Origin of the sequence: Flavobacterium sp. F52 (assembly GCF_000278705.1) — a bacterium.
GTDB lineage: Bacteria > Bacteroidota > Bacteroidia > Flavobacteriales > Flavobacteriaceae > Flavobacterium > Flavobacterium anhuiense.
Window position 1 is genome coordinate 107,511 of the sequence record NZ_AKZQ01000007.1, and the last position, 14,813, is coordinate 122,323.

General features: G+C 34.2%; 11 protein-coding genes. 9 read left to right on the forward strand and 2 right to left on the reverse strand.

Going from position 1 to position 14,813, the window contains the following annotated elements; translation table 11 throughout:
- Positions 1-111: 111 nt before the first annotated feature.
- The 4 genes from FF52_RS04030 (at position 112) to FF52_RS04045 (ending at position 4,032) form a co-directional block, all read left to right on the forward strand.
- A complete protein-coding gene (locus FF52_RS04030) occupies positions 112-786 on the forward strand; it encodes a response regulator transcription factor (protein ID WP_008463157.1) in 675 nt (224 codons plus the stop codon).
- A gap of 1 nt (position 787) precedes the next feature.
- Positions 788-2,170, forward strand: coding sequence for a HAMP domain-containing sensor histidine kinase (locus FF52_RS04035; RefSeq protein WP_008463158.1), 1,383 nt, complete (start codon positions 788-790; stop codon positions 2,168-2,170).
- An 83-nt stretch (positions 2,171-2,253) separates the two neighbouring features.
- On the forward strand, positions 2,254-2,976 hold the full coding sequence (locus FF52_RS04040; protein ID WP_008463159.1) for a hypothetical protein: 723 nt from the start codon (positions 2,254-2,256) through the stop codon (positions 2,974-2,976).
- Between the two features lie 108 nt (positions 2,977-3,084).
- Positions 3,085-4,032, forward strand: a complete 948-nt coding sequence (locus FF52_RS04045; RefSeq protein ID WP_008463161.1) for a bestrophin family protein — start codon at positions 3,085-3,087, stop codon at positions 4,030-4,032.
- Between the two features lie 302 nt (positions 4,033-4,334).
- On the opposite strand, the gene FF52_RS04050 is transcribed toward FF52_RS04045, so the two are convergent.
- Positions 4,335-5,756: a PLP-dependent aminotransferase family protein gene (locus FF52_RS04050; protein ID WP_035690752.1), complete on the reverse strand. Its 1,422-nt coding sequence runs from the start codon at positions 5,754-5,756 to the stop codon at positions 4,335-4,337.
- Positions 5,757-5,867: 111 nt separating this feature from the next.
- Here FF52_RS04050 and FF52_RS04055 point away from each other — a divergent pair, with 111 nt between their 5' ends.
- Together FF52_RS04055 and FF52_RS04060 are read left to right on the forward strand one after the other, a co-directional pair.
- Complete coding sequence (locus FF52_RS04055; protein ID WP_008463163.1) at positions 5,868-6,782, forward strand: EamA family transporter; 915 nt, start codon at positions 5,868-5,870, stop codon at positions 6,780-6,782.
- A 215-nt stretch (positions 6,783-6,997) separates the two neighbouring features.
- A complete protein-coding gene (locus tag FF52_RS04060; protein ID WP_035690755.1) occupies positions 6,998-9,256 on the forward strand; it encodes an acyl-CoA dehydrogenase in 2,259 nt (752 codons plus the stop codon).
- A gap of 120 nt (positions 9,257-9,376) precedes the next feature.
- Here FF52_RS04060 and FF52_RS04065 read toward each other — a convergent pair whose 3' ends face one another.
- Entirely contained in the window at positions 9,377-9,721 is a 345-nt protein-coding gene (locus FF52_RS04065; RefSeq protein ID WP_008463166.1) for a 5-carboxymethyl-2-hydroxymuconate Delta-isomerase, read from the reverse strand.
- A gap of 115 nt (positions 9,722-9,836) precedes the next feature.
- Between FF52_RS04065 and FF52_RS04070 the strand changes: the two genes are divergently transcribed.
- The 3 genes from FF52_RS04070 to FF52_RS04080 all read left to right on the forward strand — a co-directional run bounded on the left by FF52_RS04070 (position 9,837) and on the right by FF52_RS04080 (position 14,756).
- Complete coding sequence (locus FF52_RS04070) at positions 9,837-11,483, forward strand: DUF6377 domain-containing protein (RefSeq protein ID WP_035690740.1); 1,647 nt, start codon at positions 9,837-9,839, stop codon at positions 11,481-11,483.
- A 206-nt stretch (positions 11,484-11,689) separates the two neighbouring features.
- A complete protein-coding gene (locus FF52_RS04075) occupies positions 11,690-13,906 on the forward strand; it encodes a glycoside hydrolase family 3 C-terminal domain-containing protein (RefSeq protein WP_008463168.1) in 2,217 nt (738 codons plus the stop codon).
- A gap of 202 nt (positions 13,907-14,108) precedes the next feature.
- The gene (locus tag FF52_RS04080) at positions 14,109-14,756 is read left to right on the forward strand and encodes a DUF1349 domain-containing protein (RefSeq protein ID WP_008463169.1); all 648 of its coding nucleotides are present in this window, start codon (positions 14,109-14,111) and stop codon (positions 14,754-14,756) included.
- Positions 14,757-14,813 lie beyond the last annotated feature (57 nt).

Below are 14,813 nucleotides of genomic sequence, written 5' to 3' on the forward strand. Positions count from 1 at the left end.
GCAATAAGGCCTGCTTTTTTTATTCTTCATAATTAAATCATAATTTGTAAAGTTGTTTAAAATTATTTTAAATTGTATTCTTATTTTTGTTGTATATACAAACTTCTTAATATGAAATTACTGATAGTCGAAGATGAGCCAAATCTATTATCGATATTACGAAAAGGTTTTGCAGAAAATAATAATGAAGTAAGCGTGGCTATGGATGGTAAAACGGCCATAGAAATGATTCATAATTATACTTTCGATGTGGTAATTTTAGACGTAATGCTTCCTGATATCAACGGGATTGAAATCTGCAGAAGACTTCGTGCCGCAAAAAACTTCGTGCCTATTTTACTCTTAACCGCTTTAGGAACTTCAGAAAACATTGTAACCGGACTTAATTCTGGCGCAGATGATTATTTGGTTAAGCCTTTTAAATTTGGAGAACTAGATGCTAGGGTAAATGCTTTATACAGAAGATCTCAGCAGGAAACAGAAAAAATAGATACCATCACAATTAGTGATTTAGAAATAAATGGGCGTGCAAAAACGGTTAAAAGAGATGGAGAGAATATTGTATTGACTGCTAAAGAATTTAAGCTTTTGTATTATTTGGCTAAAAATACGGGGCGTATTGTTTCGCGTGACCAAATTCTGGATAATGTTTGGGATATTAATTTTGATATGAATACCAACGTGGTTGATGTATATATTACGTATTTAAGAAGAAAGATAGATAAACCTTTTTCAACGAAACTGATTCACACCATGAAAGGTTTGGGATATGTAATAAAACCATAATATGGACATTAGGAAAAAAATCACTTTCAATTACGTTGCTCTTTCTACCTTTAGCACCTCGCTATTGTGTATCATCGTGTTTTTCTTATTTAGGGAAAATAATCGATATCACTTTTTAAAGCGTTTAGATGATAGAGCAAAAATTGTAGCTTCAATTCATTTTCAGAAAGATCCTGAGAAAATTAAATATTATAAAAATCTTCAAAAAAATGGTCTTGAAGAATTGATTGAAGAAGAGGAATACGTATTAAAAGTAAACAGCCACAATAGTTTTGATTATAATACAAATCTAAATCTTCCTAATACTTTTTATACCAATGTTTTAAGTACAGGAAAAGATTCTTACGAAATAGATAACAAGTATTATCTCGGACAGATTTTTCAAGAAAACAATCAAAAATATATTGTAATTGTTGGCGCGAGAGACCGTAAAGGAAAAGATACAACGGTTTATATAGTTAAAATTATGCTTTTTGGCGGAATCGGATTTGTGATTCTAGCTTTTCTTTTAGGACGATTTTTAGCAAAACGAGTTATCAATCCAGTAGCACGAATTACCAAAGAAGTAAAAAGAATTAGTGCTTCTAATCTGCACAATCGTCTTCCTGAAGTTAAAAACTCTGATGAAATATCAGATTTGACCAATACTTTTAATAATATGCTGGATCGATTGGAAACTTCATTTGAGATTCAGGCTAATTTTATCAATAATGCTTCTCATGAGTTAAAAACCCCAATCACAACTATCATTGCTGAAGCAGAAATTATGCTTCTCAAAGAAAGAGAAGTTAGCGAATATATTGGCTCATTAGAAAATATTTATAGCCAGGCTTCTAGATTAGGAAATCTAACAGAAAGTCTCCTTAAGCTTACTCAAACGGGTTATGACGGACAGAAACAAGTATCGGACATTGCTCGCATGGACGAACTATTATTGGATGTAAAATCTGATCTCGACAAGATTTATCCTGACAACCGCGTAAGCATTAAACTTAATTTTGCTCCAGAAGATTCTAATTTACTGCTTTTGCCGTGCAATAAACCGCTTTTAGAATTGGCAATCAACAATATTATTACCAATGGAGTAAAATATTCTGATAACAATGAAGTGTTTGTGAACCTTACGGCCAATAAAGAAATGATCAAAATCACGATCAATGATATCGGGATCGGAATTCCGCCAGAAGATATTCCGCATTTATACGAGCCTTTCTTTAGAGGTAAAATTGCAGCCAAATATATTGGCTATGGTTTAGGACTTCCTTTGGCGTCTAAAATTATTAGAATGCACGATGGCGAACTTCAAGTGCAATCTGAGCAAAACAAAGGAACAATCGTTACAATCATCTTCAAAAAAGGCAACATTAAAAAATCTAATGTTTAATTTTAGAAAATTCTAATTTTAGATTAATAAAGGTCTAATCTACTGAGAGTTATTTTGTAAGTATAAACTAAAAGAATATACTTATGAAAAATTTTCTTATACCTACAACTTTAAAAGATGACACCATTTCGGCTGTTAAATCTGCGGTAAATCAGTCTAAGAACACTGAGTCGGAAATTATTTTAGTATTAGTTTCAGAAGCTCCTGATACATTTTCGTCATCGGGTTTTTTAAGAGAAATGAAGTCAGGACTTACTAGGAGCCAGGAAGAAGTTCTGGAAACTTGCCGTTATATTATTGAACATACTTCAAATGTTAAGCTAAAAGTTCATAACCAATACGGACTTTCAGCGCCAATTTTCAAACGTCTGATAGAAGCTTTTTCAGTAAAATTGGTCATTCTCACGCATTCTTATAAACAGGAAACCAAAAGAATTCATCAATATCTCGTGCAATTGGCAGGAAATCAAAAATGTCCGATTCTGCATCTCAGTACAGAAGTTAATAAAGAGGTTTTCCATAAAGCATTGTATGTAGAAAATTCTAGCAAAAATATCCACGTAAAAGATGTGCAGGAATTTTTGAGCGCTAATTTCTCTTTCGAAATTGTAAGCCAGACCGCCAGTTTTGAAGATAACTACGAAAATGTAGCCCCATTTTTATCAGAAGCCATTTCAAAACACAACATCGATATGCTGGTAGAAACCCGAAAAGGCGAAAAAATCAAATTTAAAAAAGCGAAAAAAGAAAATGTCAACGAAAAACTAGGGCTCCCAGTTCTTTCATTGTACGAAGAGATGGTTTGAGACTAAAGTCCTCAGATTCTGAGGTTCTAAGGTACTAAGTTTTTTAATTTTTAGCCTTAGAATCTCAGAACCTTAGCCCCTTAAAAATATTAATTTAAATCCGAAAATATGTTATTAAAGAAAAGAATACCAATGAAGTACGTTCTCGGGAAAATTAAAGTAGAAATTGCATTAGTATTGGCTTATACGATATTGTTTGAAATTTTCCATCACTATTTTATCAATCTTCCTGTAGATATCCCGATTGCCATTCCGACTATGATTGGAACGATTATCTCCTTATTATTGGCCTTTAAGTCAAATCAGGCTTATGATAGATGGTGGGAAGCGAGAATTGTTTGGGGAGCCGTAGTAAACGATTCCAGAACCTTAATTCGTCAGGTTTTGACGTTTTACGAAGATCCTGACTTTTCTGTTGAAGCTAGCGAATTCAAAGAAAACTTTGCCAAAAGGCAAATTGCTTGGTGTTACAGTTTAGGGCAGTCGCTTCGAAATAGAGATGCCATAAAACCGCTTGAAGGATTAATGAGTGAAGAAGAAATCAAATACATCAAGAATCATCAAAATATTCCAAATGCTATTTTAATGCTACATGCAAGAGATTTGAGAAATGCGAAAAACGAAAAGAGGATCAATATGTATCAGCAGGTTGAAATCGATAATACATTGTCAAGATTATGTGATGAAATGGGAAAATGTGAACGAATTAAAAACACCATTTTTCCCACCACTTATAGCATGTATATTAGATTGACTTTATGTTTATTCATTTTTGTATTGCCTTTCGGACTAACAAGTGTATTGAGCTGGTTTGCAATTCCGCTCATTACTGCAATCGGTGCTGCTTTCTTTTTGATCGAAAGAATGGCGATTCATTTGCAAGATCCGTTCGAAAACAGACCAACAGATACGCCAGTTACTGCAATTGCAAATACGATTGAAAAAAATATCAAACAAATGCTGAACGAATATCAAAGCGAATTTGATATCCTGAAAGAATTTGATTTAAATGACGAACCTAAGAAAGTCGAAAAAGACGCTTATTTTGTCTTATAACTGTTTAATTTTGGTCTTTTTTTAATTGTTGGCTGGACAGTGTGTAGTTGCGCTGTCCAGTTTTTTTATTATTTAAGCACATAGTTTTTGTCATTTCGACTGAAAGGAGAAATCGCACAAAAAATTCTACAAAGAATAGGTAAACTTATAGTTTGTCATTTCGACGAAGGAGAAATCTCCACAAGTAACTCCGTAACAATTTTCCAATCTTTGCCGAGCTTCTCACGGAGATTTGCTTCGCCTGTTCGCTATCGCTCGAGTCTTCTTCGTCGAAATGACAATATTGTGTTTGTTTTTGGAGTCTAAAGCTGCTTCGCTAATCTTCCCAACGTCTGAATAGCAGTTCTCAACTCATTAGACCATGGCAATCCAAAACTCAATCGCATACAATTTGAAAACTGATCTTGAAATGAAAAGATCCTTCCTGGAGCAATACTAATATTATGTTTCAGCGCTAAATTATAAAAAGTGGCTGTGTCGATTTTTTTATCCAGTTCGAGCCATAAGAAGAATCCGCCTTGTGGTTGACTTACTTTTGTTCCTGCTGGAAAAGACTCTAAAACAGTATTAATGTAGTTAGTACAGTTTCGATTCAGAATCTGACGAATTTTTCTAAGATGATTTTCGTAGCGGCCATTTTTTAGAAAATCGCCAACCACTTCGTGTGTAATAGTTGAATTGGAGATCGTATGGTACAATTTGGTTCTCAGAACTTCTTTTTTAAACTTCCCCGGAGAAACCCAGCCCACACGATAGCCTGGTGCTAGACTTTTAGAAACCGAACTGCAACACAAGACAATACCGCTTTCGTCATAGGTTTTGCAATTCGTAGGACGGCTTGCGCCAAAGTACAAATCACCATGAATATCGTCTTCAATTAGAGGAACATTGTAGAAGTCCATTAAGCGGACAATTTCTTTTTTATGTTCATTTGGCATCATACTTCCGGAAGGATTACTGAAATTGCTCATTAAAACACAAGCTTTTACTTTGTTGGAAGCAAGTGTTTTTTTAACCGCTTCAAGCTCAATTCCAGTTGTCATATTGGTCGGAAGTTCCATTACATACAAGCCTAAAGATCGCGCAAGCTGAAGAATACCAAAGTAAACCGGACTTTCTGTAATAATCGTATCTCCTGGTTTAGTCAGTGTCAACAAACAATCTGAAATTGCCGAAATACATCCTGGAGTCGTTATAATATCATCTTCAGTAAGAGAACCGCCCCAAGTAAAAGACCAGCGTGCAATTTCTTTTCTTAGATTATTGTTTCCTTCAATTTCCTCATAACTCGTTCCGCTATTGGGTAGTTGGCGCATAGCTTGAACCATTCCTTTATTCAGTTTCGCAATCGGAAGCAATTCATTGGACGGAAAACCAAGCGAAAGCATCGTAATATCTTTTTTACGCATATCGCCATAAACCAAATCCACTAAATCTTCGCGTTCAATATTTTCAAGAGTTAAAAGAGGTTTACTTGCCGATGGTTCTGGAATTGTTCTGGCCGAAATGTTACTTACATAATAGCCTGATTGCGGTCTTGATTCTATCAAAGAGCGGCTCTCCACTTCATAATATGCTTTGCTGACAGTGCTCATACTATAGCCCGTTTCAGCACAAACCTCTCGTATAGAAGGCAGTTTGTCGCCTACATTTAAAAGCCCAGATTTGATCTGTTTTTCGATGAGGTCAGCAAATTGAAGATATAAGTAATTGGAATTTTTCATTATGAAAATAAAAACTGTTATGCTGCAATTTACAAAAACTGTATCTGTATTGCTGTTTAATTTTTCAGAAATTTGCTTCATCAAAAAGAAAACATTTCAAAAGCAACTTTAGTGAAAACAACAAAATATTATATCGCGGCTATTTCTGCCTTTACGACATGGGGACTTTTCAGTTTGGTTTTAAGACCAATTCATGAATATCCATCATTAGATATTTTATTTTTCCGCGTCTTCAGCTGTAGTATTTTGATGCTCTTAATTGCTTTCTTATTCAAAAGAAAACAGATAAAAGAGACCATCGAAATCTTTAAAGCGTTGCCAAAATCAGAAAAAAGAAAATCAATTCTGCTTAATATTGGCGGAAGTGCCTTTTTGATGGGAAATTGGTTTACGTATATTTATGTAATGAATCATGTCAGCGTAAAAGCAACTTCTCTGGCATATTTAGTTTGTCCTATTCTGACGACCATACTCGCTTATTTTATATTGCACGAAAAACTGTCCAAAACGCAGTGGATTTCTGTGGGATTAAGTATTTCAGGATGTGTTCTATTGTCATATGCCGCTATAATGGATATGGTTTTCAGCATCATTATAGGACTAACGTATGCATCTTATTTAGTAAGTCAGCGCGCTAATAAAGGTTTTGATAAGTTTATTGTACTGACTTTCCATATTACTTTGGCTGCATTAGTATTATTACCGTTTTATCCGGTTTTTGGTGGACCGGTTCCAACGGAATTTAAGTTTTATATCTGCATTGAAACCATTGCAATTGTATTTACTATAATTCCGTTATTTCTCAATTTGTATGCACTCTCAGGAATCAACTCTTCGACAGTTGGAATGTTATTAAACATTAATCCGATGATTGCATTTGGTTTGGCGGCCTTTTTTTTCAAAGAAAATATTACGCCTTTGCAGATTACAGCATACGGTATCATTTTTACCGCAGTGTTAGTTTTTAATTCGCATCATATTTTTGCCATAAAGCAAAAAATGACCACAATATCCAAGGGTTCTTAATTCTTAGTTTTCATATTTTTTATTGGTTTAAAATCGAAAATTGTCAGAATCTTAACAGGATGTTTAAACAGGAATGAGTATATTTCATTCCTGTTTTTTTATGCGATAAAGCGTAAAAAAGATAGCCACGAATTCACAAATTTTTTCAGCCTAATTTTTTAATAATTCGTGAATTCGTGGCTAAAAAAACTATTTCTAAACTGAATACTATTGATATGCAAAATACCAAACTTCAAGCCTTTACTCCATTATTTTATTTAGTGTGGTCAGATGATTTACTGACACAGAAAGAATTTGCAACCTTAAAAGAGTTTATAAATTCCTTAAATGTTTTGTCTCCAGACGAAAAAGAATATTTGCTTTCTAAAGCCGATATTTCAAATCCGCCTTCACGGAATGAACTCACACAATGGAAATTGGATATTGAAAAAAGTATTCAGGATACCTCTTCGATCAAGTCTATTTTTGATATTGCAAAAGCACTTTCAGGAAGTAATCTAGATTTAACTCCTATAGAATCTGATTTTAAAAAATTAGAAAATGATTTAGGAATTTTGGGAGAAGAAGCATTGCAAAATTTCAAGACGAAAGCAGGTTCTTTTACAGCCAATTCTCAAACTAATGCCAGTTTTGATATTCAGAAAATCACTCAAATTTTGGATGGAAAAGAAGCAGCAATAATCGAAAGAGTAAAATCGGTTATTTCAAGACCTGAATTTGCTTACGAAACTTCTACCGATATTAATGTTTTCAGACAGACTGTCTATAAATGGTGCAAGATTCTAGCCGATGAAAATCTCGGAAATATGGCATATCCAAAACAATATGGAGGAGGAGAAAACATAGCCGATTATTTTGCGATTATGGAAACGCTGAGTTATCATGATTTGAGTCTAGTAATTAAATTTGGTGTTCAATTCGGGCTTTGGGGAATGAGCGTTCAATCTTTAGGAACCGAAAAACATTATGCTAAATATTTAAAAGATATTGGTTCGCTGAAACTTCCTGGCTGTTTTGCTATGACCGAAACGCATCACGGATCTAATGTAAAAGGTCTGGAAACTACGGCAACTTATAACCATAGCGATCAGACTTTTACTATTCATACGCCAAACAAAAACGCCCAAAAAGAATATATTGGCAACGCAGCCGTTCACGGACAAATGGCAACAGTTTTTGCTAAACTTATTATTGATGATCATGATTATGGCGTAAATGCATTTGTGGTTCCATTACGAGATCCTAATGGAAATGTCGTAAATGGCGTGACAATTGGCGATTGCGGCCATAAAATGGGATTGAATGGCGTTGACAACGGAACCATTAGTTTTGATAATGTAGTGATTCCGAAAGAAAATATGCTAGATCGTTTTGCTTCTGTGAATGATAAAGGAGAATTCGAAAGCCCGATTCCGAGTGATAACCGTAGATTTTTTACAATGTTAGGCACTTTGGTAGGAGGGAGAATTGGGATTCCGCGTTCGGCTTTAGCAGCAGCAAAATCTGGATTGACAATTGCCATTCGCTACAGCGATCAAAGAAGACAATTCGGGCCAGAAGGTGGATCTGAGGTTCCAATTTTAAATTATAGAATGCATCAGCGTAGATTATTGCCGCATTTAGCGAAAACGTATGCAGTTCATTTTGCGCTGCAATATTTAACGAATCGATTTTTAAATAGAACCGAAGCCGAAATGCAAGAAATCGAAGCTTTGGCGGCGGGAATGAAATCTTTTTCTACTTGGAGCACTAGAGATATTTTGCAGGAATGCAGAGAAGCCTGCGGAGGAAAAGGCTATTTGTCTGAAAATAGAATCGATGCACTTAAAAATGACACTGAAATCTATACCACTTTTGAAGGCGATAATACAGTTTTAATGCAATTGGTAGCTAAAAATCGTTTGGCAGAATTCAGAAAATCGTTTGGAGAAATGGGTTCGTTGGGAATTATTAATTATGTCTACGAAAATGCAAAAACAGCTATTGCAGAGAAAAACCCAATTGCAACTCGAAGAACAGAAGACGAACATTTATTGGATGGAGAGTTTCATCTTCAGGCATTTGTGCACAGAGAAAAAACAATTTTGGCTTCAGCAGCGAGACGTATCAAGAAATTAATTGATGGCGGATTAGAACCTTATGACGCCTTTAATGTGGTGCAGCATCAAATGATTGATGTAGCGCAGGCGTATCTAGAAAGAATAGTTTTAGAACAATTTCAGATTGCAATAAAAGCGGTTGAGGATGAACCATCAAAAGCAATTTTGACAAAACTGAATCAGTTGTACGCGCTTTCAACAATAGAAAAAAATAAAGCTTGGTATCTAGAAGACGGTTATATGGAAGCGGTTAAAACGAAAGCAGTTCGTAAAATGGTGAATCAGCTTTGTTGGGATATTCGTCCAGATGCTGTGGCTTTGGTAAATGCTTTTGATATTCCTGAAAGCTGTTTAGCGGCGCCAATTGCGATCTAATTTTTTTACCATATAAGTGATATAAGAATTGAAGCAACTTTGTCAAAGTTTTAGACTTTGTCAAAGTTTTTTTTATGAAACAACATTTAATGACATAAGTTTATTTATATCTAAAAAGATTTATATCATTGTTTTATTGAAATAATTAGACTTTTCGAATTCCATTACATTAATTGAAATTACGGGAACTTCAGGAAGGAGCGCATTCAATTGTGTGACAATGATTTTTGATAAATTACCCTTTTGCTCGTCGTTTCTTCCTTCCATAATGTAGCTGAAGACATGAATAAAATCATCTAAGGTATTTCCGTTGTTATAATAAGTAAAGGAATTAATGCGTACTTTGATTTCAGAAGCGATAAAGAGATTCGTCGATAAAGCAGCATCAAAAACCTCTTGCATTATCTCATCTGCAGCTCTTCTGCGTAATACATTTTCTGAGCAGTCAATTATAAAGTGTGGCATAATTTTTAAGTTTTAGATAAGGTTTGCTGTAACAAAATTATAAAAAAGGATACTTGTAATATTATTGAATTTGCACTTTATTATATTTGTACATCTTATTAATTTTTTTGTTAGTTTGAAAAATCTATTTCTGTCCCTTTTTATAGTTCTTATCAGCTTTCCTCTTTTTGCATCAGAGAGCACAGATGCTATTTTAAAAGAATTAAACGAAGCAATCAAAAATAAACAGCATTACGTTAAGATTAAAGAAGAGCGAATTCTGAATTTCAAGAAAATTAAATCAGATAATCTTACTAGAGAGCAGGAATACAATTATAATAAAACACTGTATTTAGAATATCAGAAACTAAATTCTGATTCGGCTATTCAGTACGTAAAAAAGAATCTCAAAATCGCAGAAGAACTTCAGGATAAAGAGCTCTACGATTTAGCTCAGCTACAATTGGTAACGCTTTATTCTTCTTCTGGAAAATACCGTGAATCTGAAGCCATTCTGAAAAGTATCAACAAAAAGAACTTGGCTCTTTCATTGGTTCCTAATTATTACATTTCATATCGCGAATTTTTCGAGCATTATGCGGCTAATAGTTATAGCCCCGAATATAGAAAACAGATTGGCAAATATCGAGATTCATTGTTAAGTGTTCTCAACCCGAATACCTTAGAATATCAAATAAATAGAATTCAGCAAGATATTTTTATTCATAAAAAATACCGTGATCCCAAAAAGCAGTTATTGGTTTTATTGAATAAAACAAAAGAGGAAAACCCGCAATATGCGATGATTACCTATCTGCTAGGAAAAATAGGAGAAGCTACACATGACCTAGAATCTAGAAAAAAATATTACGCGCTTTCTGCGACTTCTGATATTAAAAATGCCAATAAAGACAATGCTTCATTGCAGGAACTCGCTTTGGTTTTTTACGAAATTGGCGATGTAGATATGGCGTATAAACTGACCCAATCGGCTATTGAAGATGCACTTTATTGCAATGTTCAGTTTAGAACTTTGCTGATGTCAGAAGTATATTCGATTATCAATACGGTATATTTAGAACGAGAAGCACAGCGAAAAAGCGAATTGCAAATTTATCTGCTTTGCATTAGTCTGCTTTCTTTATTTTTGATCGTTGCAGTTATTTATGTGTATATACAGATGAAAAAGGTTTCGAGAATTAAAACCGAACTTTTCGAAACCAGCCAGAAATTAGCTGAATTAAACAAAGATATTACCGAAACCAACAGCCAGCTTCAGGAAAGTAACTTGCAATTGTCTGAGTCTAATTTGGTTAAAGAAGAATATATTGCGCATTTCTTCAATCTTTGCTCAACCTACATCAATAAGCTCGAAAATTACCGCATTATTCTAAACAAGAAAGCTACTGCAAAACAATTTGATGAAATTTATAAAATTTTAAAATCAACTACTTTGGTTGATAATGAGCTGGAAGAATTGTACAAGAACTTCGATATTATCTTTTTAAACTTATATCCAACATTTGTCAAAGACTTTAATGCTTTATTAATTCCAGAAGAACAGATTGTTCTTAAACAAAATGAATTGCTGAATACCGAACTTCGAATTTTTGCTTTAATCAGACTCGGAATTACGGACAGTGTTAAAATAGCGGCATTTTTACGTTATTCTTTAAGCACAATTTACAACTATCGCACTAGAGCTCGAAATAAGGCTGCAGTTTCGCGAAATGATTTCGAAGAAATGGTCATGAAAATCGGTTCAATGGCTTTGAAAGCGTAAATATTTATTTTAAATCTACTACTTTTTTTAGTGCTTTTTAATTTTTAAATATTTGAAAATCAATATTTTAATTTTTTGATCTACTACTTTTTTTAGTCTAAAAATGTAACTTGTACGATAACGTTTTAGTTTTACAATATGATATAAAAGTTTTTCTCAAGAAGACTTTTCCCACTTAATGAACTAATGCTTTAATAATTACTGTTATGTTAAAAAACGTTAAAACAATTGTTGTTTTACTTTTACTAAGTTCTGCTGGAATGAATGCTCAGAACAAAGTGCCAGTTTATCTAGACGATAAAAAACCGATTGAAGAGCGTGTAGAAGATGCGCTTAAACGAATGACAACCGAAGAGAAAATCGCCATGATTCATGCGCAGTCTAAATTTAGTTCTCCAGGTGTAAAACGTCTTGGAATTCCAGAAAACTGGATGACCGATGGACCACACGGAATTCGTACAGAGGTAAAATGGGACGAATGGGATCAAGCAGGATGGACAAACGATTCTTGTATTGCTTTTCCAGCGCTGACAGCACTTTCGTCAACTTGGAACAAAGAATTGGCTTCTTTATATGGTAAATCTATTGGAGAAGAAGCACGTTACCGTAACAAAAACGTATTATTAGGACCTGGTGTAAACATTTATAGAAGCCCATTAAACGGACGTAACTTCGAATATATGGGAGAAGATCCGTTTTTAGCTGCCAAAATGGTTGTTCCTTACATTAAAGGAGTTCAATCAAACGGTGTTGCCGCGTGTGTAAAACATTTTGCTTTAAACAATCAGGAAACAAACCGTAATTCTGTGAACGTAATTGTTGACGATCGTGCCTTATACGAAATTTACCTTCCTGCTTTCAAAGCGGCTGTTCAAGAAGGAAATGTTTGGTCAATTATGGGATCTTACAACAAATATAAAGGACAGCAATGCTGCCACAACGAATATTTATTAAATGATATTCTTCGCGGAGAATGGGGCTTCAAAGGAGTTGTAGTTTCAGACTGGGGAGGAGTTAATGATACGAAGCAAGCCATCCACAATGGTTTGGATATGGAATTTGGTTCATGGACAAACGGTCTTTCTTGGGGAACAAGTAATGCTTATGACAACTATTATTTGGCAAAACCATACGCTGAAATGATCAAAAAAGGTGAGGTGGGAACTAAAGAATTAGACGAAAAAGTACGTCGCATTCTACGTCTATCTTTCTTGACAACAATGGACAGAAACCGTCCTTTCGGATCTTTTGGAACTGAAGAACATGCTTTGGCAGGACGCAAAATTGCTGAAGAAGGAATCGTTTTATTGCAAAACAACAACAATATTTTGCCAATCAACCTTTCTAAAACTAAAAAGATTGCTGTAATTGGAGAAAATGCCATTAAAATGATGACAGTTGGAGGAGGAAGTTCTTCACTTAAAGCAAGATACGAAATCACTCCGCTTGAAGGTTTAAAGAAAAGAATCGGAAACCAAGCTGAAATCGTTTATGCAAGAGGTTATGTTGGAGATCCTACAAGCAACTACAACGGCGTTGTGGCTAAAGTAAGTTTAGAAGAGAAACGTCCTCAAGCTGAATTGACTGCAGAAGCTTTAAAAGTTGCTAAAGATGCTGATATTGTTCTTTTTATTGGAGGATTAAACAAAAGTCCAAATCAGGATGATGAAGGACACGATCGTAAAGAATTGAATTTATCTTATGGTCAGGATAAATTAATCAGCGAATTAGCGAAAGTAAATAAAAACATTGTTTTTGTAAATATTTCTGGAAATGCAGTGGCAATGCCTTGGATTAAAGAAGTTCCGGGAGTTGTGCAAGGATGGTTTTTAGGAACAGAGGCAGGAAATGCATTGGCAAATGTATTGGTTGGAGATGTGAATCCATCAGGAAAATTATCTTTCACATTCCCAGTAAAATTATCTGATAATGGAGCTCATGCTTTAGGAGAATTTCCAGGTGGTGATGACGTAAAATACAACGAAGGCATTTATGTTGGATACCGTTGGACAGACAAAAACAAAATCAAACCTTTATTTCCTTTTGGACACGGTTTAAGCTATACGACTTTTGCTTATGGAAAAGTTACAGCAGACAAAAAGCAAGTGAATGCTGGAGATAAAATCACATTCTCAGTTAACGTAAAGAATACAGGAAGCAGAGAAGGTTCTGAAGTGGTACAATTATATATTTCTGATTTGAAATCTTCATTGCCACGTCCGATAAAAGAATTAAAAGGATTTGAAAAAGTAGCTCTTAAAGCTGGTGAAGAAAAAACAGTAACATTTACAATTGATAAATCGGCTTTAAGTTTCTTTGACAATAAAAAACATGACTGGGTTGCTGAACCTGGTGATTTTGAAGCGATTATTGGAGCTTCTTCGACAGATATTAAATCTAAAGTGAATTTTTCACTTAAATAAGTTTTTTTATTTCTAAAAATTGGTTGGTTTGTAAAGCTGCAAGTGTAAAAATTTGCAGCTTTGCTTTTGGTTAAAAATTCACCATTAAGACATTAAGAAACATAAAAAGAAGCTTTATTTTCTTAATATTTAAGTATTAAAAGTAGATTCATTAAGTCAAACTTAATTTTCTTAATATCTTAATGGTAAAAAAAGAAACAACATGAAAAAAATTACGATTGCAATATTGACTTTATTTTTTGCGAAAAATATTTCAGCACAAAGCCTGAATAAAATGCAATGGTTTAATGAACCTGAAAAATGGGAAATTAAAAACAATGCTTTAATTATGAATGTTACTGCAAACAGCGATTATTGGAGGATTTCGCATTATGGTTTTACGGTAGATGATGCGCCTTTTTATTATGCAACTTATGGAGGCGAGTTTGAAGCGAAAGTAAAATTGACAGGAAATTATATTGCTCGTTTTGATCAGATGGGATTAATGATTCGTATTGACGAAAAGAATTATATTAAAACAGGAGTAGAATTTGTAGACGGTAAATTTAATGTCAGTACTGTTGTAACGCATAACAAAAGCGATTGGAGTGTGATAACTTTAGAAAAAGCTCCGCCGTTTATCTGGATTAAAGCTGTGAGAAGATTAGATGCTGTTGAGGTATTTTATTCGTTTGATGATAAAAATTACATCCTAACCAGAAATGCTCCTTTGCAAGACAATACGCCAGTTATGGTGGGGCTAATGGCTGCTTCGCCAGACGGAAAAGGTTTTGAAGCAAAATTCGAAAATTTCTCTGTAAAGCATCTTCCAGACCAAAGAAGATTAGAGTGGCTTAAAAATCATCAATAGATTAAATTTCAATTTTTAAATTCCAAGCTAAAATATGGGGTTTTGAGAATGTAGAAA